The following is a 25,021-nucleotide window of genomic DNA, read 5'->3' as shown; positions in this document are numbered from 1 at the left end:
CCGTTTCTTGTTCTTGTCTGCACCTCGCCATGCCTTCTCAGCGCATGACGAACGGATCGGGGATCGGGTCGTCGGAGGTGCGTATCCACACCGATTTCGAGCGCGTGTAATCGCGGATGGCGTCGATGCCGCCTTCGCGACCGAGACCCGAAAGGCCGTAGCCGCCGAAGGGGACCAGCGGCGAGACGGCCCGGTAGGTGTTGACCCAGACGACGCCGGCATGGACGCCGCGGGCCATGCGATGCGCCTTAGCCAGATTTGAGGTGAAGACACCGGAAGCGAGCCCGAATGGCGTGTCGTTGGCTAAAGCCAGCGCTTCAGCCTCGCTGTCGAAGGCAAGCACACTCAGCACCGGACCGAACAGCTCTTCGCGCACGCAGGCGAGAGTCTGGTCCTGCGCCTCTATGATGGTCGGCGCGTAGTAGTATCCGTCGGCCTTGCCCTTCGGCCGCGCGCCGCCGGTGACCAGTCGGCCGCCTGCCGCCACGCTCTCCGCCACAATCGCCTCGATCCTTTCGCGCTGGCCCGCCGTCGCCAGCGGACCCATCTCGGTCGCGGGATCCTGCGGGTCGCCGATGACGATGGCTTCCGCCTTGCGGTTCAGACGGGAAAGGAAATCGTCCTTGACCGAACGCTCGACCAGAAGCCGCGAGCCCGCGACGCAGCTCTGGCCCGTGGCGGCGAAAATACCGGCCACTACTGCATTGGCGGCGCTGTCGAGATCGGCGTCGGCGAAGACGACGACCGGGCTTTTGCCACCGAGCTCGAGCGTGGTGTAGGCGAGGTTCTCGGCAGTGTTGGCGACGATCCGGCGCGCGGTTGAAGGACCGCCGGTGAAGGCGACGCGGGCGACGAGGGGATGGCTGGTTAGGCGGTGCCCGCAATCATGGCCGAAGCCGGTGAGGATGTTGACGCTGCCGGCAGGGAAGCCGGCCTCATGGACGAGCTCGGCGAAAGCCAGCAGCGGCGCCGGCCCATCCTCGGAGGCCTTGAGAACGACGGTGCAGCCGGCTGCCAGAGCCGGGCCGAGCTTGACCGCCGACAGGAAGAGCTGCGAGTTCCACGGTACGACGGCGGCAACGACGCCGATCGGCTCGGGCCGCACCGTGACTTCCATGTCGGCCTTGTCGATCGGGATGAAGGCGCCTTCATGCTTGTCGGCCAGCCCGCCATAATAGCGGTAGTAGTCGCCGACATAGGCGATCTGCGCGCGCGTCTCGCGGATGATTTTGCCGGTGTCGCGCGTTTCCAGCTCGGCCAGGCGGCTGGCATTGGCGGCGACGAGATCGCCGAGCCTGACCAGCAGTTTTCCACGCGCCGTCGCTGTCATCGATGCCCACGGACCGGAACGTAGCGCCCGGTGCGCGGCCTCCACGGCGCGGTCGACATCGGCAACGGAAGCGGCGGGCATCGTCGCCCAGGGCAAGGCCGTTGACGGATCGATGCTGTCGAAGGTGGAGGACGCTTCGGCGAACTGGCCGTCTATGTAGTTCCTGAAGGCGGTGCTGCTCATCGCGACTGCGCCTCCTGGAAAGCCGGCATCACCTTGTCGATGAACAGCTGCAGCGATTTCTTCTTGCGCTCATGCGAAAGGCCGCTGTCGATCCAGATCGAATACTGGTCGTAGCCCTGCGCCTCGTAGGTCTTCAGCCTGGCGATCACCTCGTCGGCCTCGCCGATGACCAGGTTTTGCCGGATCTTGTCCGGCGCGTATTGGGGCATGGCCGCGATCTCTTCCTCGGTCAGCGGCTCGAGAACGCCCTGGCGGACGGGTTTCTTGTTCTGGAACCAGGCGCCGAACTGGCAGTAGAACTGCGAGAGGTCCTCGGTCAGTCGGTCGGCGTCGGCGGCATCTTCGGCCACGAAAGTGTGCATCAAGAGCATGATCTGCGGCCGCGGGATGTCCGGGTGCGCCTGGCAGGCAGCATTGAAGCGCTCTATCAGGCTCGCCACCTCGCTATCGCCGGAGGCAAGCGGCGTCACCTGCACCTGGCATCGGTTGGCGACGGCGAAATCGTGCGAATTCGGGTCGCGCGCGGCCACCCAGATCGGCGGGGAGGGTTTTTGCAAGGGCTTGGGGGAGGAGGTGGTCGGCGGGAACTGCCAGAACTCGCCGGAATGCTCGTAGTCGCCGTCCCAGAGGTCGCGGATCGCCGGTATCATCTCGCGCATGCGCTGGCCGGCGCCCCACGCATCCAGTCCCGGGAAGACGCGCTGATACTCATAGCTGTAGGCGCCGCGCGCGATGCCCAGATCCAGCCGACCGCCGGTGATGACATCGGCCATCGCCGCTTCGCCGGCGAGCTTGATCGGATGCCAGAACGGCGCGATGATCGTGCCGGTGCCAAGACGGATGGTTTTCGTCTTGGCGGCGAGATAGGCGATGTTGATGAAGGGATTCGGCGAGATGGTGAATTCCATCCCGTGATGCTCGCCAATCCAGGCCGTCTCGAAGCCGGCCTGCTCCGCCAGCAGCACCAGTTCTTCAAGTTCCGTAAGCAATTCGGAATGCGGCTTGGCGAGATCCGAGCGCTCCATATGGACGAAAAGCGAAAATTTCATCGGTCTCACCGCTGGCCGGAATGGATTGGGCCGGAATGGCTTGGCGTCGACGGCGCCGGCCTTGCGAGCGGCCGGACCTCGCCTTCGACCTCGTTGCCGACATAGACGCCGAACGTGTCTTCGGCGCGCTCGCGCGCGTAGCGGGCGAGCATCGAACGCACTGCTGGATCGGCGATCTTCAATTCGGCGATGCGTTCGATCTCGACAAACCGGATCTGGCCGTCGCCGGAGACGGGGGCGTCCACCGTCCCGCGATAGTAGACGTGCGTGCGGGCAGCGTCCGTCGCGTCGTCCCACACTGCGTAAAGGAAGCCGAGCTCGGCATCAATCGCCTTGGCGGCAAGTTTTCCCCTGAGGCTGCGGGCATCGTTCGCGGCACCGAGACCGCGACCGGCCGGCAATTGGTAGGATCCCTCGGCAGTCTCGAAGAAGAGGACGCGGCCTTCTTTCTCGAGAATCGCGCCGACCTCGGTTCCGGGGGGAGCGCTCGCCGCCAGCGCCTCCTGGCTAAGCCCCGGCGTGACATAGGCGCCCCGGCAGTAGCCGAGAGGCTGGGCACCATTGTGGCTGAAGTCATGGACGCGGCCGATGAGGATCGAATGGTCACCGGCATCGACCAATTGCTCCATGCCGCAATCGAACACCGCAACTGATCCCTCGATCAGCGGATTGCCGGTCTGCCCGGGCTGCCATGCCACGGAGGCGAATTTGTCCGCGGTCTTTGAGGCGAAGACACCGGATGCGGCTTTCTGGGCTTCCGACAGGACGTTGATGGCAAAGCCTCTCGAAGTCGAGAAGGCCTGATGCCCCAGCGCCTTCTTGGCAATGCAGACCAGCACCAGTGGCGGGTCGAGCGAGACGGAGGTGAAGGAGTTGGCGGTGAAGCCGCGCGCATCGCCAGCCTCGTCGATCGTGGTGACGATGGTGACGCCGGTCAGGAAGGAGCCGAGCGCGCGTCGAAATTCCATGGCGTCGAATGCGGGACCGGCCTCCGCGCCTGCGGAAGCACTCGACGCCTCGTCGAGAAAGTTCATTATCCGTTGAGTCACTTTTTGCGGGGAAGCAATTGTCATCATGTGCTTTTCGTCGTTCAGCACCACACATCGCCCAGCTGGCGCCAGTCGTGCCATCGCGGCCGACATGGCGGCTGTCGAGTTGCGATCTTCCGAGCCGGTCATGAACAGCGCGGGTACTGTGAGATCGGGCAGACGATCGGCGTGCGCGGTATCGGCGCTGGCAAAGAGGCGGTAGGTGCGGGCATAGCCGTGCCGATCGACGCCTTCGAGCGCCGCGCGGGCCGTCGCGGCCGCGTCCGAAAGAGCCGGCGGGATCGGATCGCCGAACCAGCGGGCGATCGTGGCGGCGATGGCCGATGGGTCGCCAGGTCCGCCAAGCGCTGCCGCCCGTTCGCGCACCGCCTGCGCGAGCTCGGGCGGGCGCCGGAAAACGGCGTTGAGGCAGATGAGGGCGCTGATGCGCGACGGGGCGCGAAGCGCGATTTCCTGTGCGACAAGCGCGCCCATCGAGTGGCCGATGACAGCGACGCGGGCAAGGCCGAGATGATCCAACAGACGGATCGCCTGATCGGCGAAGTCCGACAGGCGGGCGTTCTCCGGCGGCAGGGGCGAAGAACCGTGGCCGAGTATGTCGATGGCGATCACGTCGAAGCGGTCCTGCATCGCGGCGATCTGGGGCTGCCAGATCGCGGCATCCATGCCGACGCCGTGGATGAGCAGGACCGGCGCGCCCGAACCGGCGCGGATGAAGCCGGTGCCGTCGGGCGCCTTGCTGCGGATCGTCGCGGCGTCAGCCATGCAGATCTCCGAGCTCCTTCAGATCCTGGTAGCGGTCGCCGATCCGGTGATGCGGGCGGCCGCCGATGGACGCGCCGAGCGCCACCACCAGCTCGTCCGGCGCGGGCGCGTCGCCGATCTGGAAATGCACGGTCAGGTAATGCGAGCGGCGGCCTTCGTCGTTCTTGTCCATCAGCGGGATCATGATCGGCGTGTTCGGACCGCCACGCAGATTGGTGAAGGCGAGATAGGTCTTGGCGCCGACGGCCCGGCGATAGTGATTGCCGAAATGCAGCGTGTGGATCAGCGCCGACGCATGCTCGACCTCACCCGACGTGCCGCAAATGGCGGCCTTGCCGTAGCCTTCGATGACCTCGCCCGAGCCTGCCGCGCCGATAATCTCATTGGTCAGCGTTTCGCCGAGCACCGGCGCGAAAGCGCGGATCTCGGGGGAGAGGTCCTCGATGAAGCCGCGGCCTGCCCATGGGTTGGTGAGCACCGCGGCGACGCCGATCAGACGCAGCGGCCGCGGGGCCGTCTTGCCGCCCTCGATCAGGGTGTTCTCGGTATAGGTGACGATCTTGCGGATGGCCGGCTGCATGAAATTCCTCAGGATGGAGCCGCTCGGGGCCCATCGATTTCTGTATCGTCTTATGGTATACCATGCTATGGAGTGCCGGGCGCCTTGTCAACCGATCATGGAATCTGTTTTTGTGATGAGGCTAGGGATTCAGGAAAATGGCTGCCGACACGCTTCGCATCGACCGCTCCGCCAAGACGTTGAGGACGCTGGCGCTGGAGCGCATGCGCGAGGCGATCATGGATTTCCATTTCCAGCCCGGCGAAAGGCTGGTCGAGCGGCCGTTATGCGATCAGCTCGGCGTCAGCCGTTCAGTTGTGCGCGAGGTGTTGCGGCAGCTGGAGGCCGAAGGCCTGGTGCAGATGATACCTGGGCACGGGCCAGCCGTGGCGAAGCCCGATCTTGGCCGGACCGACGAGATCTACGAGTTGCGCGCGCTGCTGGAGGGCATCGCGGCGAAGGCCTGCGCCACGTCGGCCACCGACGGTCAGATCGCCTTGCTTGATGCGGCGCTGGCGAAGCTGCTCGAGGCGTGGGCGTCGGGAGTGCCGGCCGAGGTGATGCGGGCGACGGCGAGCTTCTACGAAGTGCTGTTCGAAGCCGCCGACAAGCGCATCGCTTGGGAGATCGTCACCGGCCTCAATGTCCGCATCAACCAGCTGCGTTCGATGACGATCCTGTCGCAGAACCGCCGCGAGCCTGCGATCGCCGAAATGCATGCGATCATGGATGCGATCCGCTCACGCAAGCCGGAAGCGGCGGAGGCGGCGGCGCGGCGGCATGTGGAGACGGCCTGGCAAATCGCGCGCGACGCGCTTCGGCTGGGTTCGCTCTAGACAGCCTGTTCGAACTTAGTTCCTGTCGACCGGTTTGGAGCGCATGCGCGAAACCGTCTCGCGTTCGGCGCGCTTGGAGCGCAGCGGTGGCAGACCGCGGTCGATAAGGTCCATGTCCTCCAGCACCATGTCGCCCATGCGCTTGAAGGCGATATCGAGCGCGCCGGCGCGATGCGCCGAACGCAGGAAGCCGGGCAGGGTGCGGACGGGATGGTCCTTTGCCAGCGGCTCCTCCGGGAAGACATCGCTCGCGGCGACGATGTGGCCGCTCTTCACCGCTTGCATCAATGCCGGGAAATCGACGATTCCAGCGCGGCTGAGCAGGATGAAGGCCGCGCCCTTGCGCATCCTGGCAAAGGCGTCGGCGCCCAGGAAACCTTCATTCTCGCTGGTGACGGAAGCAACGACGAACACGAAATCGCTTTGCGACAGCACCTCGTCCAGCAAGGCCGGCTCGACGCCATTGTCGATCAGGATCGATGGCGGCAGCCATGGATCAAAAACTTTCGTGCGGGTGCGGAAGCCGGTCAGCAGGCGGTTGAGTGCGCGGCCGAGATCGCCGAAGCCGATGATGCCGACATCGGCGCCGGAAAGCAGGCGTGCGGTCTGGTTGCCGTCGCCGCCCCACAACTCCTTGCCCTGCCGGAAAGCGAGGTCGGCGTCGACGATGTTTCTGGCGAGGTTCAGCGCCATGGCAAGGCCGAGCTCCGCGACCGGTTCGGCAAAAACCAGGCCGGTGGTGACGACATGGATGCCGCGCGCAAACAGCGTCTCATAAGGCATGTTGTTGAGCAGGTTGGTCTCTACGTTGAAGATGCAGCGCAGCGCCTTCAGCTTCTCCAGCGTCTCAGCTGAAATCGGCGGCTGACCGATGATAAAACGCGCCTCGGCCAGGGTTTCGGCGGGCAGGGCGGCGACGCCTTCCGGGGTGGTCTCGACAATGCGATAGTGTTTGCGCAGGCGCGCCAGCTGCGGCGGCGTGAAGATGAGCTCCAATGTGCGCGGTTCGGGCGCGCTGATGACCAGCGGCAAGGCTTTGTCGGGCATGTTTTTCCTCCGGGCGCGATTGGATCGCGTCAACCACGCATTCAAGTCTTACTCCCGATGAAACGATTTACAAGAACGAAAAATCGATTTATCGATTACAATAGCGAGGCACAAAATCGGCTGCCTGCCCTCGGGAGGAGGTCAATGGCACAACACCAAACCCGGCAGCGGCGTCCGTCGATCCACGACGTGGCAAGCCATGCCGGCGTGTCCGCGGCCACCGTCTCCAAGGTGCTGGCCGGCGTCACCACGGTCAAGCCCGAAAACGCGCAGCGTGTTTTCGATGCCGTCGAGCATCTGGGCTATCGCGTCGATCCTTTAGCTTCCGATATGCGCAGGGCCAAGCGCCGCATCATCGGCGCCATCATGCCCGAGTTCGAGAGCGAGTTCTTCGGCCAGATGGTCACCGAGCTCGAAGGCCTTGCCGAGCAGCGCGGCTACACACTAGTCGCCGCATCGAGCCGTGAATCGGAGGCGCGCGAAAAGGAAATCCTTGCCCGCATGCATGACTGGCGCGTTGCCGGAGTCGTGCTGGCGCCTGTGCGCAACGAGCATGGTCCGGCGGCCGCCTTCATGAAAGCCCACGGGATGACCGGCGTGCTGATCGACCGAGTCTTGTCCGACGACGCGTTCGACACCGTTTCGGCCGACAGCGCCTCCGCCAGCGCCGAAGTGGCGCGGATGCTGGTGGGCAACGGGCACAGCCACATCCTAGTCATCGGCCTTGCGGAGCAGGCGGCGACGGTGCGCGCGCGCCTGGAAGGTTTTCGCAGCCAGGCGCTGGCGCTCAACCCATCGGTGCGCATCGACGTCATCACCTCGGAAGTCAGCGTCGAGCCGCTGCGATCCTCGCTGCGCGATTACTTTGCCAGGGGAGAGCGGCCGACCGCCGTCTATTCGCTGCTTTTGAAGGGCACGCTCGTCGCGCTGTCCGAGTTCCGCCGGCGTGGCTGGCATTGCCCGAACGACATCTCGCTGGTCGGCTTCGACGATGCCGAATGGATGCAGGTGACATGGCCGGCGATCGCCGCCGTGGTGCAGCCGGTGCACCGGATTGCCAGCGAGGCGATGAACCTTTTGTTTCGCAGGGTCGAGGGTGATGTGGGACCACCCACGGCGCGGCTCGAGCCCTGCCAGGTGTTGATGCGGGAATCCGTTGGCTCGCCAGGCAGCGGTCCGCATTCCGGGGGAGGAGACCGACAACAGCCCCCATTGTCGTGAGCGGAAGCATGCGCCGGCCCTGGCCGTGGCATCCGGCGCCAAGGATCAACGGAGGATAGAATGATATCGCATTTCCCAAGGATAAATCGATTTACCCTTGCCGTGGGCGTCGCGCTTGCGTTTTCCGCCGTCGGCGTTGCCAAGGCCGAGGACGGCGAATATGGCGTGCTGATGAAGACACTGGCCAACCCGTTCTGGGGCGCGATGGCGCAGGGCGTCGCGGACGGCGCCAAGGAAGCCGGGGTTAAGTATTTCCAGCAGGCGGCCGAGAGCGATCAGGCAGCCGAACCGCAGCTGAACCTCTGCAACACCATGCTTGAGCGCAAGCCGGTGGCGATGATCACCGCGGCCATCAACTCGACCAACCTTTTGCCTTGCCTGAAGTCGGCGCAGGACGCCGGCATCAAGATCGTCGACCTCGACAACAATCTCGACCAGGCGGTGCTCGACAAGGAAGGCGTCAAGGTCACCTTCCATATCGGCTCCGACAACATCGCCGCCGGCGCGCAGGGCGCGGAGTATCTCGCCAACAAGCTCGGCAAGGACGCCAAGGGTCCGGTGCTGGTGATCGAAGGCCTGTCCGGCAACATCACCGGCGAGAAGCGTGCCAAGGGTTTTGCCGACAAGCTGAAGGAGCTGGCGCCCGGCCTCGAAATCGTCGCTTCGCTGCCGGGCGACTGGGACCGCGGCAAGGCCGCTTCGATCGCCACCGACACGCTGACCGCGCATCCTGATCTCGTCGCCATCTTCTGCGCGAACGACGGCATGGCGCTTGGTGCAGTGGAATCGGTCTATGCGGCGGGCAAGGGTTCGCAGGTGACGATCATCGGCGTCGACGGCAATGTCGATGCGGTGAAATCGATCAAGGAAGGCCGCCTCAATGCCTCGGTGGCGCAGCTTCCCTATCTGGTCGGCAAGCAGGCGGTCGAGAACGTCAAGAAGGCGCTCGGCGGCGAGAAGGTTCCGGAAAGCATTGCCGTGCCGACTTTGGTGCTGACCAAGGACGTGCTCGACGCCGGCAAGGAACCGATGCTGCAATATGTGAAGTGAGGAAGGAAGGGAGTAGGGGAGTAAGGCAGTAGGGGAGTAGGGGAGCGCGGTTTGCGCTTCGCCCATCTTTCCCTACTCCCCTACTAACCTACTCCCCTACTCCCTTACCCGAAGGGTAGAAAACATGGCTTCTGAACAGCCCGGCTTCTGGGCTCGGGTGCAGCGAGCATCCGTCGAAAGGCTCCACATCCGGCTGGAGTCGCTGGTGGTGCTTCTGGCGCTGAGCACGGCAATGGCGCTCCTGTCGCCCTATTTCCTGTCGCTCAGCAATTTCCTCAACATCCTGCTCGCGACCTCGACGATCGGCGTGCTGGCGATCGCCGCCACTTTCGTCATCGGTTCCGGCGGGCTCGATCTGTCGCTCGGCTCGGTCATGGGGCTTGCGGGCGTCGCAGGCGCTTTCGTGGCGGTCAATCTCGGCTGGCCGTCGGTCTTCGCAGTGGTCGCCTGCATCCTGGCCGGCGGGATCGCCGGCTACATCAACGGGCAACTGGTCACCCGCGCCTTCGTGCCGGCTTTCATCGTCACGCTCGGCATGCTAGGCCTGGCGCGCGGTTTGGCGCTGGTCATCTCGAAGGGCAGGGCGATCTACGGCCTGCCGCCCGAGATCGTCTATATCGGGCAGGGGCGGCCGTTCGGCGTCCCGATGCCGGTGATCATCCTGGTGCTGACGGCCATCGTCGCCCATGCGGTGCTCGCCTATACGCGCTTCGGCCGACACACGCTGGCGCTGGGGGACAGTGAAGGAGCTGCCCGCGCGGCCGGCATCCGTGTCGAGCATCACCGCCGCATCATCTACACGCTGTCGGGCGCGCTTGCCGGGCTCGCCGGCCTGCTCTTCACCGCCCGCGTCAATGCCGGCGATCCGACGGCCGGCATCAACTACGAGCTTACCGCGATCACGGCGGCGATTATCGGTGGCACCAACCTGTTCGGCGGCCGCGCCTCGATCCTCGGCACGATGATCGGCGCGCTGATCATGGGCGTGCTACAGAACGGTCTGACGCTGCTTGCCGTGCAATCCTATTACCAGCAGATGGCGATCGGCGCGGTGCTGATCCTCGCCGTCTTCATCGACCAGTACCAGGTGCGGAAGGAGTCGCGCGTATGATCCTGCTTTCGCTGCGCGGCATCCGCAAAAGCTTCGGCGCGGTCGACGTGCTGCATGGCGTCGATCTTTCGGTCGCGGCCGGCGAGGTGGTCGGACTGGTCGGCGACAATGGCGCCGGCAAGTCGACGCTGATGAAGACCATCACCGGCATCTACCGTGCCGACACCGGCTCGATCGAGTTCGACGGCAAGGATATCCTGGCGCTGGACCCCGGTCAGCGGCGGCGCCTCGGCATCGAAATGATCTACCAGGATCTGTCTCTAGCCAAGCAACAGGACGTGGCGTCGAACATCTTCCTCGGTCGCGAACCGACGAAAAGGCTGTTCGGCCTGTTCCCCGGCTTCGTCGACAAAAGCGAGATGGATCGCCAAGCGTCGAAAATGATCGAGCGGTTGGGCGCGCATCTGCCGTCGATAAACCGGTCGGTCGGTTCGTTCTCCGGCGGCCAGCAGCAGACGGTGGCGATCGCGCGCGCGCTCACCTTCAATCCGAAGCTCGTCATCATGGATGAACCGACTGCGGCGCTTGCCGTGCGCGAGGTGCAGAGCGTGCTCGATCTCATCCGGCGGCTGAAGTCCGAAGGCATCGCCGTCATCCTGATCTCGCACCGGCTGAACGACGTGCTGTCAGTCACCGACCGCATCGTCGTGCTGCGCCACGGCAGGGCGGACGCCGATCTCGTCACCGCCAGGACCAACATGAACGAAGTCGTCAGCCGCATCGTCGGCGGCGGCGATACGGCCGCAGCGGCGGCGCATGAGCAACGAGGCTGACATGAACACCTTCGGACTGCACACTTTCGCCATCGCACCGGTCTGGGACCTTGCCCGCATCGAGCCGCAGATGGACAGGCTCAAGGAATACGGCATCGGGCTGATGGAGATCCCTTTGCTTCGGCCTGAGGAGATCGACACCAAGCGGACGCGCAGCTTTGCCAATCACTATCGTGTTGAACTGGTCCCCTCGCTCGGCCTGCCGCGCGCGCTCGATGTGGTCGAACGGCCGGACGAGGCGCTGGATTTCCTCGAACCGGCTTTCCGGGTCTGCAATGAGGTCGGCGCCGAAGCGCTCGGCGGCGTCACCTACGGCACGATCGGCAAGACCACCGGCCGCGCGCCGACGCAAAGGGAAATCGACGGTATGTGCCGTTTCCTCGAACGCGCGGCGAAGGCGGCGAAGTCTCGCGGCCTGAAGCTCGGCATCGAGCCCTGCAACCGATACGAGACGCACCTGATCAACCGCGGCATCGACGCGGCAAAGATCATCGAGCGCATCGGCGCGCCCAACATCTTCATTCATCTCGACACCTACCACATGCATATCGAGGAGGAGAGCTTTGCTTCCGGTTTCGAGGCGGCGGTGCCCTATCTCGGCTATGTGCATGTGTCGGAAGCCAACCGCGGCGTGCCGGGACGAGGCATGCTCAACTGGGCGGCCTGCATGAAGGCCATCGCCGACATCGGCTACCAGGGCGCAATCACGCTCGAAAGCATGAACCATGTCGATGTCGACATTGCCGGCGGGCTCGCCGTGTGGCGGCCGGTGGCCGAGGATCCGCGCGACGTGATCGAGGTCGGACTGCCGTTCTTGCGCGAGGAGGCGAGGAAGGCCGGGCTGACGCTGGGGTGAGGGCATTTCTTCCTTCCCCCTTGTGGGGGAGGGCGGCCTCGCGAAGCGAGGTCGGATGAGGGGTGCTCCAGGGAAAGCCAGCGTCTCACTCCGCTGGAACACCCCTCATCCGTCTCGGCGCTGCGCGCCGATCTACCTTCTCCCACAGGGGAGAAGGAAGAAGCGGCCAATTAGAACGGGTAGTGCTGCCCCGGGTCCTCGATCGTCACCCAGCGCAGGTCGGTGAATTCGGCGATCGAGGCCTTGCCGCCGAAGCGGCCATAGCCCGAACCCTTGACCCCGCCGAAAGGCATCTGCGCCTCGTCGCCAACGGTCGGGCCGTTGATGTGGCAGATGCCGGCGTGGATGCGCGCGGCGACGGCCATGGCGCGGCGGATGTCGCGGCTGAACACGGCGGACGACAGGCCGTATTCGGTGTCGTTGGCGACGCGCACCGCTTCGTCCTCGCCTTTCACGCGAATGACCGGCTTCACCGGACCGAACGACTCTTCCGAATAGACGCGCATCGCGGGCGTCACGTGGTCGAGGAGCGTCGCTTCCACCACCGTTCCTGTCCGCTTGCCGCCGGCCGCGAGCGTTGCGCCCTTCGCGGTCGCGTCGGCAATCAGCTCCTCCATCTTATCCGCCGCCTGGCTGCTGATCAGCGAGCCGAGCACGACATGACCGCGCGGGTCGCCGGCCGGAAGTTTGGAGGCACGCGCGGCGAGCTTGGCGACGAACTCGTCGGCGATCTTCTCATCGACGATCAGCCGCTCGGTCGACATGCAGATCTGGCCCTGATGCATGAAGGCGCCGAAGGTCGCGGCATTCACGGCAGCGTCGATGTCGGCGTCGTCCAGCACGACCAGTGGCGCCTTGCCGCCGAGCTCGAGCAGCGCCGGCTTGAGGTGCCGCCCCGAGAGCTCGGCGATGATGCGGCCGACCTTGGTCGAGCCGGTGAAGTTGATGCGCTTGACCGCCGGATGCGCGATCAGCGTCTCGACGATTGCAGCGGCGTCCTTCGGGTCGTTGGTGACGACATTGACCACGCCCTTGGGCAGGCCGGCCTCGACCAGCACCTGGCCGATCAGACGATGCGTGCCGGGGCATAGTTCGGAGGCCTTCAGCACCACCGTGTTGCCGCAGGCGAGCGGCATCGCCAGCGCACGCGTGCCGAGGATGACCGGCGCGTTCCACGGCGCGATGCCGAGGCACACGCCTGCCGGCTGGCGGATCGCCATGGCGAGCGTGCCCGGCTTGTCGGATGGAATAACCTCGCCGGAAATCTGCGTGGTCATCGCCGCCGCCTCGCGCAGCATGTTGGACGCCAGCATGACGTTGAAGCCCGCCCAGGGTTCGGTGGCGCCGGTCTGTTCCGTCATCAGCTTGGTGAATTCCCCGACCTTCGAGGCCATGACGTCGGCCGCCTTCAGAAGCAGCATCCGGCGCTCGCCAGGTCCGGTCTTCGACCAGGCGTCGAAGGCTGCCGCCGCCGCATCTGCCGCGGCGTTGGCGTCGGCAATGCTTGCGGCGGCGGCGCGCGTCGCGAGCTTGCCGGTGAAGGGGTCCAGGCGCTCGTAAGAGGCTTTGCCGGTCGCCGCCCTTTCGTCGCCGTCAATCAGAAGTCCGATGTCCATGGGTTTCTCCCTCGCTTTCGCTGGAGCGTTGCAAAATTAGAAGCCAAGCACTTCCGCGTTGATCGACGCTTCGAGGTCGCCGTCGACCGGCACGTTGGCGCCGTTGATCCAGCGCGCGCCGTCGGAGCACAGGAACAGCACGACGGGCGCGATGTCGCCCGATGTGCCGGCGCGGCCGACGCGCGCGATATCGCTGTCGACCTTGGCGTCACCGAGGACCGAGCGGAACTGTTTCAGGATCGGCGTCTCGACCGGACCGGGGCTGACCGCGTTGACGCGGATGCCACGGCTCTTGAACAGGTCGTGATGCGCGGCGCGGAAGGTCCACAGGAGCAAAAGCTCCTTCGAGACCGGGTAGCCTTCCTCGTTCTTCACCGCATGGTCGGCAATCACCTTGGCGACGTCGGGAAAGCCTTCGATGCTGACCATCGAGGCAGCGCGGTTCAGATTGGCGCGCCAGCCGTAGCCGGCAATGGAGGCAACGTTGACGATGGCGCCGCCTTCGCGAAGCCTGGGCGCCAGCGCCTCGGAAAGCGCGCGCAGGCCGTAGAAATTGACGGCGAGCGTCGGCGCCGCGCCCATATTGCCGGAAAGGCCGGCGACGTTGCAGAGCGCGTCGATGCGCTGCGGCAACCGCGCCACGAGGTCGTCGACGCCGGCTTTGGACGAGATGTCGGACTTGACGAAGACGCCCTGATGTCCGGCCGGCTCGCGCAGGTCGACGCCGATGACGTCGGCGCCGAGTTGGCCCGCGAGTTCCGCCGTGCGGGCGCCGATGCCCGAGGCGACGCCGGTGATGAGGATCGTCTTGCCGAACAGCATGCTCATGCCTTCTCGCTGTGTGCCGCAGTGGGTGCTGGTGAAATGGCCTCGCCGGTCGGATCCGCCACGCTGGCGGGAAGCCTGACGCGGTAGCCGACCGACAGCAGGCGCCAACCAAAACGCTCTTCGAGCGTGCCCCAGAGGCCGCGCGGCAAGAGCAGCGAGAAGACCAGTGCCGTGGCGCCGAGCCCAATCAGGTACCAGACGCCGGTGCCGCCGAACCAGGTCTCGATGAGGAAGAAGAGCAGCGCGCCGAGGATGGCGCCCTCGAAGGTGCCGATGCCGCCGACCAGCACCATGAAGATCATGTAAGCGGTCCACTGCACGTTGAAATAGGTCTTCGGCTGGAAGGTGGTCGCGGTGGCCAGCCACAGCGCGCCGGCGACGCCGATGCCGAAGGCGGCGAGCATGAAGAGCAGCCGCTTGGTGCCGGTGACGCGCACGCCGACGGAGGCCGCCGCATCCTCATTGTCGCGGATGGCGCGAATGGCGGCGCCGGTGCTGCCGCGCAGCAGACCGAACAGGATCGCGAGCAGGGCGGTCATCGACGCCAGCGCCAGCCAGTAGATGGTCAGCCGGCGTGTCGATGCATCGTAGACGTTGAGCGAGATCAGCGACGTGCCGGTCTCGCCCTGGATCAGCCGGTCGAGATTGACGAGCAGGTGGGTGAGCGCCGCGATCACCCACATGCCGATGGCGAACTCGCCGTTCCTCAAGCGCAGCATGAACAACGAGATCGGCCACGACACGGCGCCGACGATGACCGCCGAGACGAAGAGCGAGACGAATGGATTGAGCCCGGCATTGGCGAGGCGGATGGCGAAGTAGGCGCCGAGGCCGAAGAACACCTGCTGGCCGACCGAGACCAGCCCGCCGAAACCGGCCAGCGCATTCCACATGGCGGCGAGGATCACATAGATGAACAGCGCCGTCATGCGATCGACCGCGCCGGCCGACAGGAATTGCGGCGCGACGGCGAGCAGCAGAATGATGGTCAAAACGCCGATGCCGGCGCTGCGCGAAGCGGCCGTGCCACGCTCGATGACCAGGGAGGCGGCGCTCATGAGGCTTTCCGCGTGGAGAGGCGCAGCAAGCTGTGCAGGCCGAGGCCGGAAGTGTAGAGCCGGATGAACAGCACGATCAGGAAAGCGACGTGGCCGCCGATGAGGAAACCTTGCGGATGGATCCTGGCGCCGAGCGTTTGGGCGAGCGCCAGCACGATGCCGCCGATCAGCGTTCCCCAGAGCGAGCCGGCGCCGCCGATGACGGCGGCTTCGAAGGCGAACAGAAGTTGCGTTGCGCCGGCATAGGGATCGAAAGTGGCGCGCATGCCCAGGAAGGCGCCGGCGAGACCGACCGTGACCATGGCGATTGCCGCGGCTATTGCCATGGAGCGGCGCGCGTCGACACCGACAATGCCGGCGGTATCAGGGTCTTCCGAGGTCGCCCGGATCGAGCGGCCCAACCCGGTGCGGGTGAGGAACAGTTGCAGTCCACCAAGCAGGACGACGGCGGTGACGAAGATGATCACCGCGAGCTTGCCGACATAGAGGCTGCCCGGCCATTCCCAGGAATCGTAGGACAGGCTGCCGATGAAGGGCGCCAGCGAGCGCGTGTCGGCGCCGAACTGTTCGAACAGCACATTGTCGATGACGATGGCGAGGCCGAAGGTTGTGAGGATCGGCAGCAGCGCGCCGCCGCGCGCGCTGCGCTCGAGCAGGAAGTGCTGCAGGGCCCAGCCAATCGCGGCCATCAGCGGCAGCACGACGAGCAGGCCCAGAAATGGCGAGATGTGGAAGCGCGAGGCGAGCAGCCACAGCGCGAAGGCCGACAGCACGGCGAGGCTGCCATGCGCCAGGTTGATGATGCGCATCACCGAGAACATGAAGGAGAGGCCGCAGGCGATCAGCGCGTAATAGCCGCCGAGCAGGACGCCCTGGACAATCTGGTTCATCATGCCGGCACGCCTCCGGCGCCCTTCCGGTGCAGGCCGAAATAGGCCTTGGTCACCTCGTCGCGCGACACGCTCTTGCTGTCGCCGGCAAGGACGATCCGGCCCTCCAGCATGCAGATCACCTTGTCGGAGACGGAGAGCGCGCGGTTAAGGTCCTGCTCGACCAGGATGATCGTCGTGCCGGAGCCGATCAACCCCTGCAGGGAGGCATAGACGCGGTCGACGACCAGCGGCGACAGGCCGAGCGAGACCTCGTCGAGCAGGAGCAGATCGGGATTGCTCATCAGCGCACGGCCGATTGCGGTCGCCTGCTGCTCGCCGCCGGAAAGATGCCCGGCCTTGGCATGGCGGCGCGGCTTCAAGTTGGGGAAGGTGTCGAGCACGCGTTCGACGCTCCAGTCGCCGGGGCGGCCGGCAGTGCGGCCAAGCAGAAGGTTTTCCTCGACCGTCATCTGCACGAACAGCCGCCGGCCTTCGGGAACCAGGGCGATGCCCTTGCGGACGCGTTCATGCGAAGGCACACCGGAGAGATCGTCGCCGTCGAAGACCACACGGCCCGAGGCCGCCTGGTGCGCGCCGGCGATTGCGCGCAGCAGCGTCGTCTTGCCCGCGCCGTTGGCGCCGACCAGCGCCAGCGTCTCGCCGCGCTCGAGGCTGAAGCTGACGCCGCGCACCGCCTGCAGCAGGCGGTGGCGGACAACGAGATCCTCGGCCGACAGCAGGCTCATTTCGGGCCTCCGCCGAGATAGGCGCTGATCACCTGCGGGTCGGCCATCACCGCCTGCGGCTCGCCGTCGGCGATAATCTTGCCGGCGTCCATGCAGATCAGCCGTTCGGCCACTTGCAAAAGCACGTGGACGATGTGCTCGATCCAGACGATGCCTATCCTGCGGCGGCGCAATTCGCGGATGGTCTCGACGAGCTCGCCCGCCTCGCCGTCGGTCAGGCCGCCGCCGATCTCGTCGAGCAGAAGCAGCGTCGGTTTCGCGGCGAGCGCGCGGGCGAGCTCCAGCCGCTTGCGGTCGAGCAGGCCGAGCGTTTCGGCGCGGCGGTTGGCTATGCTGAGCATGCCGCAGAGCTTCAGCGAGCCGAGCGCTTCCTCATAAGCCTCGTCGCGGCCGAGTCCGGCGCCGTGCGAGGCGGCGACGAAGACATTCTCGAAGACGGTCATGCCGCCGAAGGGTTTCGGTACCTGATGGGTGCGCACCAGGCCCAACCGGCAGCGCTGCGTGGCCGGCAGCGTGGTCACGTCATCGCCCTTGAAGGCGATGGTTCCGGCGCTCGGCGGATAGGCGCCGGAAAGCACGCTGAGCAGCGTCGTCTTGCCGGCGCCGTTCGGGCCGACGATGCCGACCGCTTCCTCGGCGCCCATGGCGAAGTCGATGTCGTCGAGCACCACAAGCGCGCCGAAGCGCTTGTGGATGCCGGCGGCGCTGAGGACGGCACCGTTGGGCGTCGCGTTCACGATGCGGTCCCCGACTTAATCAGCCGTTGTAAGGCTGGAGCTTGGCCCCAACCGGCACGTTCGGGTCTGTGGCGTTCTCGGTCACGACATAGTCGAGCGGGAATTTCGAGCCTTCCTTGGCGGCGACCCATTGCGTGCCAATGATCGGGCCGGGGGACACGTTCGCGACGGGGCCGCTGGTGAAGTCGACCTTGCCGATCATGGTCTCGGTCTTCAGCACGCTCAGTGCCTTGGCGACCGCCGCCTTGTCCTTGGCGTTGGAACTCGCCTTCAGGGCTTCGAAGCCGGCGTCGAGCAGCGACATCGAGGCGCCGAGCTGCTGTGTCCACTGCTTGCCGCTCGCCGCCTCGTAACCGTCGGCAAGCTCGGTGCCGGGGACGCCGGTCAGCGGCGACTTGTAGGGGAAGGCCTTGTGCCAATAGGCGGCGCTCGAGATCTTCATGCCGAGATCGCCGAGCGCCTCGATGTCGGAGGGGAACAGGCCGGTCTTGGCGACCTGGGCGATCTTGATCTGCCGGGTCAGCCCCTGCTGCGCGGCCTGGCGCCAGAAGGCGGCGAAGTCCGGCGGGATCGGGAAGGAGTTGAAGATCTCGACGCCTTCCTGCTTGAACAGCGCGATCTGCGAGGAATAGTCGGTTGTGCCGGTCTCATAGGCGCCGGGATCGACGATCGTAAAACCCTGCTTGGCCAGGAGCGGCGCGAGGTTGGCGCGAATGGCGTTGCCGTCGGCGTCGTTCGGATACATGACGCCGACCTTCTTGTTGGTCTCGATCAGGTTCCACTGCGAAATATAGGTCTTGAAGAATTCGCCGACGCCGAAGCCGAAATGATAGGTCCATTTGAAAGGCGAGGGCGCGCCCGGCTTGGCGCCGCGGCCGAAATACCACGCCTCCCACGGCATGACGGTGGAGAGGCACGGCACGCCGGCCGCCTCGCAGGCATCGGCGACCGGGTTGATCACCTCGGGCGTGGAAACGGCCAGCATCAGGTCGATGGCCTGGTTGTTGATCAGGTCTTTTGCCAACTGGCCGGCGCGCGACGGATCCGACTGGGTGTCCTGGTCGAGGATCTCGACGCTGTATTTCTTGCCGCCGAGCTCGATGCCGTTGGCAAGGGCCTTGCGGGCGAGGTCAAGCACATAGCCGTCGGTTTCGCCGAAGCCGGCGAGCGGGCCGGTGCGCGGGCTGACGAAGCCGACCTTGAGCGTGTCGGCGGCCTGCGCGAAAGCCTTGCCGCGGCCGAACGCAAGTGCTGCGCCACCGGCCATCGATGTAGCAATGAACTGGCGTCGTGAAATGCCCGATATGGCGGGCTTGCTGCCGATATTATGAGACATCTGCTCCTCCCTCAGTCGCCGTTCGACACGACGGCAAACGGGTCTTCCGCTTGCGGCCGGACGGCACGGCTTTCGATCCTCCGGAGATCACATTGCACTAGCGGTTTGGTTCGGTAAAATGATATTTTACGGTGTTTTATTAACCGCTGGGTTAGCGAAATTCGAACTGCTAGCTCGATCGTCAGGCGTGGTGCCGCGCGGCTTCGCGGATCGTCTGCAACAGGATGGTGAAGGCGGGCGAGGGCGCGGTGTCGGTGCGCATGGTCAAACCCACCGGCCCTTTGGTCTCCTCCGTATCCACCGGCAGTGCGACGAAAGCGCCGCTGGCGATCTCATTGGCAACGACGCCGGCCGAGATGATCCATACCGCATTGCTCTGGCGCATGAAGGAACGGCCGAAGGAATCGGAAACGGTTTCGATCTCCGTGGCGGGCGCGGTCATGCCGTTGGTGATGAAGAGCCGGTCGACAAAGGGGCGTATGACGGATTCCCGCGTCGGCATCAGGACGGGGAAGTCGTCGAGCCGCGCGAAGATGTCTGCCCCGGGTTCCGACAGGGGATGCCCGGCCCGCACCACGAACAGCACCTGCTCGGAATAGAGATGTTCGAAGAAGAAGCCGGTCATGTGCTCCGGCGCCGCGAGCCGGCCGACGACGAGGTCGAGCGCGCTAACGCGCAACTGTTCGAGCAGCACGGCGTTCTCGCCGGTGACGATCTTGAGCGCGGCGCCGGTGTTTTCCTCGAGGAACAGGTTCATGGCGAGCGGCATCACGCGGGCCGACACCGTCGGCAGCGCGCCGATGCGGATCGGGTCGCGATGGAGAGCGCCGTCCTGGCGCACGGAATCGACGCCGCGCTTCAGCGCCGAGATCGCCGAGCCGGCATGGCCGAGGAAGATTTCGCCGAGACGCGTGACCCGGATGCCGCGCCCGTCGCGCTCGACCACGGCGACACCCAGCGCTTCTTCCAGCTCGCGCAAGGTCTTGGTCACAGCCGGCGCGCTGACATGCAGGAAGTCGGCCGCGCGCGCCACGCTGCCTTGCCGGGCGACTTCGAGAAAGGCCTGCAGATGGCGGAAGCGGATCCGGCTTTCGGCCATGGTTCGATAACCTCAGAGTTAATGAAACGCCGCAAAATATCATTTTACCGAACCAAACCGCTGGTGCAATGTGGCTTTGGAGGATCGGAACCGTGCCATTCGTCAGCATAGGCGGCGTCACGCTGCACCACCGCTACATCGAGGCGACCGGCACTTCGCGTCCGATCATCTTCATCAATTCGCTCGGCACCGATTTCCGGATCTGGGACGATGTCGTCGCGAAACTGATCGGCGAAATGCCGATGCTCGTCTACGACAAGCGCGGTCACGGCCTGTCCGACATAGGCAACGGGGTTCATTCGATAGACGACCATGTCGACGACCTGCTGGGTCTCATTGATCATTTCGGTTTCGACAAGGTGGTGCTGTTCGGCCTGTCGGTCGGCGGCCTGATCGCGCAGCGCCTCTATACTCGCGATCCCAAACGCGTGGAGGCGCTGATCCTCAGCGACACCGCGCACAAGATCGGCACGGATGAGAGCTGGAACACGCGCATCGCGACCGTCGAGCGCGACGGCATAGAGGCGATCGCCGACGGCGTGCTGAAAGTGTGGTTCACGCCGGATTTCCATGCAGCGCGCGCCGCCGAGCTGGCCGGCTGCCGCAACATGCTGATTAGGCAGGCGCTGCCTGGTTATATCGGGACATGCGCGGCGGTGCGCGATGCCGATCTTACCGACGCGGCGCGGCGTATCACTGCGCCGACGCTCTGCATCGTGGGCGATCAGGACGGCTCGACGCCACCCGATCTTGTTCGCTCGCTGGCGGATCTGATTCCAGGCGCCCGCTTCGAAATGATCCGCGATGCCGCGCACATCCCGTGCATCGAGCAGCCCGAGGCGCTCGTCACCTTGATCCGCGATTTCGTCACCTCATTGCCTGAGGAAACGTCTGCCCATGGATGATGTCACGAAGAACCGCTACCGGACGGGTCTCGAGGTCCGCCGCTCCGTGCTTGGCGATCCCCACGTCGACCGCGCCGAGGATGCCGCGACCGATTTCGACCGGCCGTTCCAGCAATTGATCACCGAGGCTGCCTGGGGAACGGTGTGGGCGCGACCGGGCTGGTCGAAGCGCGAGCGTTCGATCGTGACGCTGGCCCTGCTTGCCGCGCTCGGCCATGACGACGAGGTGGCCATGCATGTGCGCGCCACCGCCAATACAGGCGCTACGCGGGACGACATCTGCGAGGCCTTCCTGCACGTCGCCGTCTATGCCGGCGTGCCAGCAGCCAACCGCGCCTTCAAGATTGCCAAGGAGGTGTTCGCGCAGATGGACGGAGCCGCCCATGGCTGAGCGAGGCTCGAACCGTTCACCCGAGACCGGCGCCTTCTTCCAGCGCGACCACCAGTGGCATCCGGCCGCCTTCACGCCGAACTACAAGAGCTCGGTGCTGCGCTCGCCCCAACGGGCATTGGTGGCATTCGACAACACGCTGTCGGAACTGACCGGACCGGTCTTCGGGCACGCGATGCTCGGCGAGCTCGACAACGACCTGATCCACAATTTCGGCAGGCCTGGCGAGAGCGCCCTCGGCGAGCGCATCATCGTCCATGGACGCGTGCTCGACGAGCGGGGCAAGGGCGTGCCTGGCGTGCTGCTCGAATTCTGGCAGGCCAATGCCGGCGGCCGCTACCGTCACAAGAAGGACGCCTATCTCGCCCCCCTTGATCCGAATTTCGGCGGCTGCGGCCGCACGATCACCGGCGAAGACGGCAGCTACGCCTTTCGCACGGTCAGGCCCGGGCCCTATCCGTGGCCGAATGGGCCGAACGACTGGCGGCCGGCGCATATCCATTTTTCCGTGTTCGGTCATGGCTTCGCGCAGCGGCTGATCACACAGATGTATTTCGAGGGCGATCCGCTGATCTGGCGTTGTCCGATCGTCGGCGGTATTTCCAACAGGGAAGCTATCGAGGCGCTGATCGCCGCGCTCGACATGCAGTCGACCATCCCGATGGATGCGCTCGCCTACAAGTTCGACATCGTGCTGCGCGGGCGCCGCTCGACATTGTTCGAGAACAGGCCGGAGGGCAATTGATGGCGCAGTCGCTCGACCGGTTGAAGGAAAGCCCTTCGCAGACCGCCGGCCCTTACGTGCATATCGGGCTGACGCCCAATTTCTGCGGCATCGGCGGCGTCTATGCGAACGACCTTGGCTCATCGATGATCAACGACCAAACCAAGGGCGAGCGCATCGAGCTGCGCATCCGCGTGTTCGACGGCACCGGCACGCCGCTCAAGGATGCGCTGATCGAGATCTGGCAGGCGGACGCCAACGGGCTCTACAATTCGCCGTCGGAATTGCGCGGCGCCGCCGATCCGAATTTCCCTGGATGGGGCCGGCAGCCGACCGACATGGAAACGGGCGTCTGCCTGTTCCGGACAATCAAGCCGGGCCGCGTGCCGTTTCGCGACGGCCGGCTGATGGCGCCGCACATCACGCTGTGGATCGTGGCGCGCGGCATCAATGTCGGCCTGCACACCAGGCTCTATTTTTCCGACGAGGAAAAGGCCAATGCCGAGGACCCGATCCTCGCCCGCATCGAGCATCGCCTGCGTGTGCCGACGCTGATCGCCGAGCGCCGGGGCGATACTTACGTCTTCGACATCCACCTGCAGGGCGAAAAGGAGACGGTCTTCTTCGACAGCTGACCGTGGCCGCCATGACCGTTTCGCCCTTTGATCACCCGCTGCTTTCTGGCCTGCTCGGCGACGAAGAGGCGGCCAGACATTTTTCCGTCGAAGCCGACATCGCCGCGATGCTCAGCTTCGAACGGGCGCTGGCCGAGGCGGAGGCCGAGTGCGGCGCGATTTCCCGCGATGCGGCGACGGCGATCTCGAAGGCGCTGGCGGCGTTCCGGCCGGATACGGCGAAGCTGCGCGCCGGCGTCGCCGCCGACGGCGTCGTGGTGCCGGAACTGGTGCGACAGATCAAGGCTGCTGTTGGCGTGCCGCACGATGCATTCGTTCATTTCGGCGCCACCAGCCAGGATGTGATCGATACATCGCTGGTGCTGCGCCTGAGCGGGGCGGTCGAGCATGTCGGCCTGTTGCTCAGCGAGAACGTCGTGCGGCTCGCCGGTCTCGAACAGGATTTCGAGGGCAGGGCGATGATGGCGGTGACGCGCATGCAGCCGGCCATACCGATCGTCGTGACCGACCGGATCGCTTCATGGCGAGCGCCGCTCCAGCGTCACCAGGAACGTTTGAAGGAGCTGTCCGGCCGGCTGCTGGCGGTGCAGTTCGGCGGCGCCGCCGGCACGCTGGAAAAGCTCGGCGACAAGGCCGCCGCAGTGCGCGCCGCGCTTGCCGCGAAGCTCGGCCTTGCCGACGCGCCGCAATGGCACAATCAGCGCGACGCGCTCGCCGAGTTCGCCGGCTGGCTGTCGCTGGTGACCGGCAGCCTCGGCAAGTTCGGGAAGGACGTTGCACTGATGGCGCAGGCGGGAACCGACATCAAGCTGTCCGGCGGCGGCGGTTCATCTACCATGCCGCACAAGCAGAATCCCGTGAAGGCGGAAGCCCTGGTGGCCCTCGCCCGCTTCAATGCCGTCCAGCTTTCCGGCATGCACCAGGCGCTGGTGCATGAGCAGGAGCGCTCGGGTTCGGCCTGGACGCTGGAATGGCTCATCCTGCCGCAAATGGTCGTGGCGACGGCGGCCGCGCTCAGGCTTGCAGCCGAGTTGGCCAGACAGATCGAGAGCCTCGGTCATTGATGCGCACGCAAGTCGCCATCATTGGCTCGGGGCCGTCCGGGCTGCTGCTCGGCCAATTGCTTGCCACGATTGGCGTCGAGACGATCATCCTCGAGCGGTCGAGCCGCGAGCATGTGCTTGGCCGCGTTCGCGCCGGTGTGCTCGAACAAGGCACGGTCGACCTGCTCGGCGAAGCAGGCGCGGCGGAGAGGCTCTATGAACAGGGCCTGCCGCATGAAGGCATTTCGCTCGCCTTCGACGGCCGCGCGCACCGCATCGACATGACCGCGCTCACCGGCGGCAAGCATGTCACTGTCTATGGCCAGACCGAGGTGACGCTCGATTTGATGCGGAAGCGCGAGGCGGCGGACTTGGTGACTTTCTTCGAAACGTCGAATGTCGCGCTGCATGGTTTCGATGGCACGTCGCCCTTCGTCACCTACGAGAAGGACGGCGTCACGCACCGCATCGATTGCGACTTCATCGCCGGCTGCGACGGCTATCACGGCGTCAGCCGCAGATCAGTGCCGGAAAACGCCTTGAAGACGTTCGAGCGCCACTATCCGTTCGGCTGGCTGGGCGTGCTGGCCGAGGTGCCGCCGGCCGACCGCGAGCTGGTCTATGCCAACCATGAGCGGGGCTTTGCGCTCTGCTCGATGCGCTCGCCACAGCGCAGCCGCTACTATGTGCAGGTTCCCGCCGAGGAGCGCGTCGAGGCCTGGTCCGACGACCGCTTCTGGGACGAGTTGCGCTGCCGCCTGCCGCCGGCGACCGCTGCCGCCGTCACCACCGGCCCATCGTTCGAGAAGTCGATCGCGCCGCTGCGCTCCTTCGTCGCCGAGCCGATGCGCTTCGGCCGGCTGTTCCTGGTTGGAGACGCCGCCCATATCGTGCCGCCGACCGGCGCCAAGGGCCTCAACCTCGCGGCCAGCGACGTGCGCTATCTGTTTGCCGGGTTTCGTGAATTCTACCGCGAAAAGTCAGACGCCGGGCTCGACGCCTATTCGGCCAAGGCGCTGGCGCGGGTGTGGAAAGCGGTGCGCTTTTCCTGGTGGATGACAACGATGCTGCACCGTTTTCCGGAGACGGGAGAGTTCGGCCAACGCATCCAGGAAGCCGAACTCGATTACCTCGTGCATTCGAGAGCCGCATCGACCGCGCTCGCCGAAAACTACGTCGGCTTGCCCTATTGATCTGCCCGA

General features: G+C 65.4%; 25 protein-coding genes. 12 read left to right on the top strand and 13 right to left on the bottom strand.

What is annotated here, in order from left to right; genetic code table 11:
- Positions 1-37: 37 nt before the first annotated feature.
- The 4 genes from LB515_RS03770 to LB515_RS03750 are packed head-to-tail and all read right to left on the bottom strand — an operon-like array spanning position 38 to position 4,956.
- The gene (locus tag LB515_RS03770; RefSeq protein WP_140838968.1) at positions 38-1,513 is read right to left on the bottom strand and encodes an aldehyde dehydrogenase; all 1,476 of its coding nucleotides are present in this window, start codon (positions 1,511-1,513) and stop codon (positions 38-40) included.
- Positions 1,510-2,562: an LLM class flavin-dependent oxidoreductase gene (locus tag LB515_RS03765; RefSeq protein ID WP_140838966.1), complete on the bottom strand. Its 1,053-nt coding sequence runs from the start codon at positions 2,560-2,562 to the stop codon at positions 1,510-1,512. Before LB515_RS03765 ends, LB515_RS03770 begins: the two co-directional genes overlap by 4 nt.
- A 5-nt stretch (positions 2,563-2,567) precedes the next feature.
- Positions 2,568-4,376, bottom strand: coding sequence for an alpha/beta fold hydrolase (locus tag LB515_RS28250; protein ID WP_318012605.1), 1,809 nt, complete (start codon positions 4,374-4,376; stop codon positions 2,568-2,570).
- On the bottom strand, positions 4,369-4,956 hold the full coding sequence (locus tag LB515_RS03750) for an amino acid synthesis family protein (RefSeq protein ID WP_224625592.1): 588 nt from the start codon (positions 4,954-4,956) through the stop codon (positions 4,369-4,371). The genes LB515_RS28250 and LB515_RS03750 overlap by 8 nt, the downstream gene beginning before the upstream one ends.
- 137 nt (positions 4,957-5,093) lie before the next feature.
- Between LB515_RS03750 and LB515_RS03745 the strand changes: the two genes are divergently transcribed.
- Entirely contained in the window at positions 5,094-5,771 is a 678-nt protein-coding gene (locus LB515_RS03745; protein WP_224522935.1) for a GntR family transcriptional regulator, read from the top strand.
- Positions 5,772-5,786: 15 nt separating this feature from the next.
- Here LB515_RS03745 and LB515_RS03740 read toward each other — a convergent pair whose 3' ends face one another.
- Positions 5,787-6,818, bottom strand: coding sequence for a hydroxyacid dehydrogenase (locus tag LB515_RS03740; protein WP_224706792.1), 1,032 nt, complete (start codon positions 6,816-6,818; stop codon positions 5,787-5,789).
- Between the two features lie 144 nt (positions 6,819-6,962).
- Here LB515_RS03740 and LB515_RS03735 point away from each other — a divergent pair, with 144 nt between their 5' ends.
- The 5 genes from LB515_RS03735 (at position 6,963) to LB515_RS03715 (ending at position 11,829) form a co-directional block, all read left to right on the top strand.
- Positions 6,963-8,039: a LacI family DNA-binding transcriptional regulator gene (locus LB515_RS03735; RefSeq protein ID WP_140838955.1), complete on the top strand. Its 1,077-nt coding sequence runs from the start codon at positions 6,963-6,965 to the stop codon at positions 8,037-8,039.
- Between the two features lie 60 nt (positions 8,040-8,099).
- Positions 8,100-9,089: a substrate-binding domain-containing protein gene (locus LB515_RS03730; protein ID WP_224522932.1), complete on the top strand. Its 990-nt coding sequence runs from the start codon at positions 8,100-8,102 to the stop codon at positions 9,087-9,089.
- Between the two features lie 124 nt (positions 9,090-9,213).
- Positions 9,214-10,200, top strand: coding sequence for an ABC transporter permease (locus LB515_RS03725; RefSeq protein ID WP_224639443.1), 987 nt, complete (start codon positions 9,214-9,216; stop codon positions 10,198-10,200).
- Complete coding sequence (locus LB515_RS03720) at positions 10,197-10,973, top strand: ATP-binding cassette domain-containing protein (RefSeq protein WP_224706791.1); 777 nt, start codon at positions 10,197-10,199, stop codon at positions 10,971-10,973. The genes LB515_RS03725 and LB515_RS03720 overlap by 4 nt, the downstream gene beginning before the upstream one ends.
- Entirely contained in the window at positions 10,957-11,829 is an 873-nt protein-coding gene (locus LB515_RS03715) for a sugar phosphate isomerase/epimerase family protein (protein WP_224706790.1), read from the top strand. The genes LB515_RS03720 and LB515_RS03715 overlap by 17 nt, the downstream gene beginning before the upstream one ends.
- A 170-nt stretch (positions 11,830-11,999) precedes the next feature.
- On the opposite strand, the gene LB515_RS03710 is transcribed toward LB515_RS03715, so the two are convergent.
- The 8 genes from LB515_RS03710 to pcaQ form a co-directional block, all read right to left on the bottom strand.
- A complete protein-coding gene (locus LB515_RS03710) occupies positions 12,000-13,445 on the bottom strand; it encodes an aldehyde dehydrogenase (protein ID WP_224706789.1) in 1,446 nt (481 codons plus the stop codon).
- Between the two features lie 36 nt (positions 13,446-13,481).
- Complete coding sequence (locus LB515_RS03705) at positions 13,482-14,267, bottom strand: coniferyl-alcohol dehydrogenase (protein ID WP_224707152.1); 786 nt, start codon at positions 14,265-14,267, stop codon at positions 13,482-13,484.
- A 2-nt stretch (positions 14,268-14,269) separates the two neighbouring features.
- Positions 14,270-15,331 carry a branched-chain amino acid ABC transporter permease gene (locus LB515_RS03700; RefSeq protein ID WP_224706788.1) on the bottom strand — a complete coding sequence of 354 codons (1,062 nt, stop codon included), beginning with the start codon at positions 15,329-15,331 and terminating at the stop codon, positions 14,270-14,272.
- On the bottom strand, positions 15,328-16,224 hold the full coding sequence (locus LB515_RS03695) for a branched-chain amino acid ABC transporter permease (protein ID WP_224706787.1): 897 nt from the start codon (positions 16,222-16,224) through the stop codon (positions 15,328-15,330). Before LB515_RS03695 ends, LB515_RS03700 begins: the two co-directional genes overlap by 4 nt.
- Positions 16,221-16,949 (bottom strand): ABC transporter ATP-binding protein, encoded by a 729-nt coding sequence (locus LB515_RS03690; RefSeq protein ID WP_224706786.1) that lies wholly within the window; start codon positions 16,947-16,949, stop codon positions 16,221-16,223. The genes LB515_RS03695 and LB515_RS03690 overlap by 4 nt, the downstream gene beginning before the upstream one ends.
- Positions 16,946-17,620: an ABC transporter ATP-binding protein gene (locus LB515_RS03685; protein WP_224544960.1), complete on the bottom strand. Its 675-nt coding sequence runs from the start codon at positions 17,618-17,620 to the stop codon at positions 16,946-16,948. Before LB515_RS03685 ends, LB515_RS03690 begins: the two co-directional genes overlap by 4 nt.
- Positions 17,621-17,705: 85 nt before the next feature.
- Positions 17,706-19,022 carry an ABC transporter substrate-binding protein gene (locus LB515_RS03680; protein ID WP_224706785.1) on the bottom strand — a complete coding sequence of 439 codons (1,317 nt, stop codon included), beginning with the start codon at positions 19,020-19,022 and terminating at the stop codon, positions 17,706-17,708.
- Between the two features lie 181 nt (positions 19,023-19,203).
- Positions 19,204-20,121 (bottom strand): pca operon transcription factor PcaQ, encoded by a 918-nt coding sequence (pcaQ, locus tag LB515_RS03675; protein ID WP_224706784.1) that lies wholly within the window; start codon positions 20,119-20,121, stop codon positions 19,204-19,206.
- 92 nt (positions 20,122-20,213) lie between these two features.
- On the opposite strand from pcaQ, the gene pcaD reads away from it, so the two are divergent.
- From pcaD to pobA, 6 genes are read left to right on the top strand one after another with little or no spacing between them, the layout of a single operon-like run.
- A complete protein-coding gene (pcaD, locus tag LB515_RS03670) occupies positions 20,214-21,026 on the top strand; it encodes a 3-oxoadipate enol-lactonase (protein ID WP_224706783.1) in 813 nt (270 codons plus the stop codon).
- On the top strand, positions 21,019-21,417 hold the full coding sequence (gene pcaC / locus LB515_RS03665) for a 4-carboxymuconolactone decarboxylase (RefSeq protein WP_140838939.1): 399 nt from the start codon (positions 21,019-21,021) through the stop codon (positions 21,415-21,417). Before pcaD ends, pcaC begins: the two co-directional genes overlap by 8 nt.
- A complete protein-coding gene (gene pcaH, locus LB515_RS03660; protein WP_224706782.1) occupies positions 21,410-22,162 on the top strand; it encodes a protocatechuate 3,4-dioxygenase subunit beta in 753 nt (250 codons plus the stop codon). The genes pcaC and pcaH overlap by 8 nt, the downstream gene beginning before the upstream one ends.
- Entirely contained in the window at positions 22,162-22,776 is a 615-nt protein-coding gene (gene pcaG / locus LB515_RS03655) for a protocatechuate 3,4-dioxygenase subunit alpha (protein ID WP_224706781.1), read from the top strand. The genes pcaH and pcaG overlap by 1 nt, the downstream gene beginning before the upstream one ends.
- A gap of 11 nt (positions 22,777-22,787) precedes the next feature.
- Positions 22,788-23,840 carry a 3-carboxy-cis,cis-muconate cycloisomerase gene (locus LB515_RS03650; RefSeq protein ID WP_224706780.1) on the top strand — a complete coding sequence of 351 codons (1,053 nt, stop codon included), beginning with the start codon at positions 22,788-22,790 and terminating at the stop codon, positions 23,838-23,840.
- The gene (pobA, locus tag LB515_RS03645) at positions 23,840-25,012 is read left to right on the top strand and encodes a 4-hydroxybenzoate 3-monooxygenase (RefSeq protein ID WP_224706779.1); all 1,173 of its coding nucleotides are present in this window, start codon (positions 23,840-23,842) and stop codon (positions 25,010-25,012) included. The genes LB515_RS03650 and pobA overlap by 1 nt, the downstream gene beginning before the upstream one ends.
- The last annotated feature ends 9 nt before the right edge of the window (positions 25,013-25,021 follow it).

Origin of the sequence: Mesorhizobium sp. CA15 (genome assembly GCF_020165215.1) — a bacterium.
In the GTDB taxonomy this organism is placed as follows: domain Bacteria; phylum Pseudomonadota; class Alphaproteobacteria; order Rhizobiales; family Rhizobiaceae; genus Mesorhizobium.
The sequence above is the reverse complement of the archived record's forward strand: the minus strand, read 5'-3'. Positions and strand labels throughout refer to the sequence as shown.

Coding starts and splice junctions, on each gene's coding strand:
- LB515_RS03770 (WP_140838968.1), bottom strand. CDS start 1,513: ATGAGCAGCACCGCCTTCAGGAACTACATAGACGGCCAGTTCGCCGAA.
- LB515_RS03765 (WP_140838966.1), bottom strand. CDS start 2,562: ATGAAATTTTCGCTTTTCGTCCATATGGAGCGCTCGGATCTCGCCAAG.
- LB515_RS28250 (WP_318012605.1), bottom strand. CDS start 4,376: ATGGCTGACGCCGCGACGATCCGCAGCAAGGCGCCCGACGGCACCGGC.
- LB515_RS03750 (WP_224625592.1), bottom strand. CDS start 4,956: ATGCAGCCGGCCATCCGCAAGATCGTCACCTATACCGAGAACACCCTG.
- LB515_RS03745 (WP_224522935.1), top strand. CDS start 5,094: ATGGCTGCCGACACGCTTCGCATCGACCGCTCCGCCAAGACGTTGAGG.
- LB515_RS03740 (WP_224706792.1), bottom strand. CDS start 6,818: ATGCCCGACAAAGCCTTGCCGCTGGTCATCAGCGCGCCCGAACCGCGC.
- LB515_RS03735 (WP_140838955.1), top strand. CDS start 6,963: ATGGCACAACACCAAACCCGGCAGCGGCGTCCGTCGATCCACGACGTG.
- LB515_RS03730 (WP_224522932.1), top strand. CDS start 8,100: ATGATATCGCATTTCCCAAGGATAAATCGATTTACCCTTGCCGTGGGC.
- LB515_RS03725 (WP_224639443.1), top strand. CDS start 9,214: ATGGCTTCTGAACAGCCCGGCTTCTGGGCTCGGGTGCAGCGAGCATCC.
- LB515_RS03720 (WP_224706791.1), top strand. CDS start 10,197: ATGATCCTGCTTTCGCTGCGCGGCATCCGCAAAAGCTTCGGCGCGGTC.
- LB515_RS03715 (WP_224706790.1), top strand. CDS start 10,957: ATGAGCAACGAGGCTGACATGAACACCTTCGGACTGCACACTTTCGCC.
- LB515_RS03710 (WP_224706789.1), bottom strand. CDS start 13,445: ATGGACATCGGACTTCTGATTGACGGCGACGAAAGGGCGGCGACCGGC.
- LB515_RS03705 (WP_224707152.1), bottom strand. CDS start 14,267: ATGCTGTTCGGCAAGACGATCCTCATCACCGGCGTCGCCTCGGGCATC.
- LB515_RS03700 (WP_224706788.1), bottom strand. CDS start 15,331: ATGAGCGCCGCCTCCCTGGTCATCGAGCGTGGCACGGCCGCTTCGCGC.
- LB515_RS03695 (WP_224706787.1), bottom strand. CDS start 16,224: ATGATGAACCAGATTGTCCAGGGCGTCCTGCTCGGCGGCTATTACGCG.
- LB515_RS03690 (WP_224706786.1), bottom strand. CDS start 16,949: ATGAGCCTGCTGTCGGCCGAGGATCTCGTTGTCCGCCACCGCCTGCTG.
- LB515_RS03680 (WP_224706785.1), bottom strand. CDS start 19,022: ATGTCTCATAATATCGGCAGCAAGCCCGCCATATCGGGCATTTCACGA.
- pcaQ (WP_224706784.1), bottom strand. CDS start 20,121: ATGGCCGAAAGCCGGATCCGCTTCCGCCATCTGCAGGCCTTTCTCGAA.
- pcaC (WP_140838939.1), top strand. CDS start 21,019: ATGGATGATGTCACGAAGAACCGCTACCGGACGGGTCTCGAGGTCCGC.
- pcaH (WP_224706782.1), top strand. CDS start 21,410: ATGGCTGAGCGAGGCTCGAACCGTTCACCCGAGACCGGCGCCTTCTTC.
- pcaG (WP_224706781.1), top strand. CDS start 22,162: ATGGCGCAGTCGCTCGACCGGTTGAAGGAAAGCCCTTCGCAGACCGCC.
- LB515_RS03650 (WP_224706780.1), top strand. CDS start 22,788: ATGACCGTTTCGCCCTTTGATCACCCGCTGCTTTCTGGCCTGCTCGGC.
- pobA (WP_224706779.1), top strand. CDS start 23,840: ATGCGCACGCAAGTCGCCATCATTGGCTCGGGGCCGTCCGGGCTGCTG.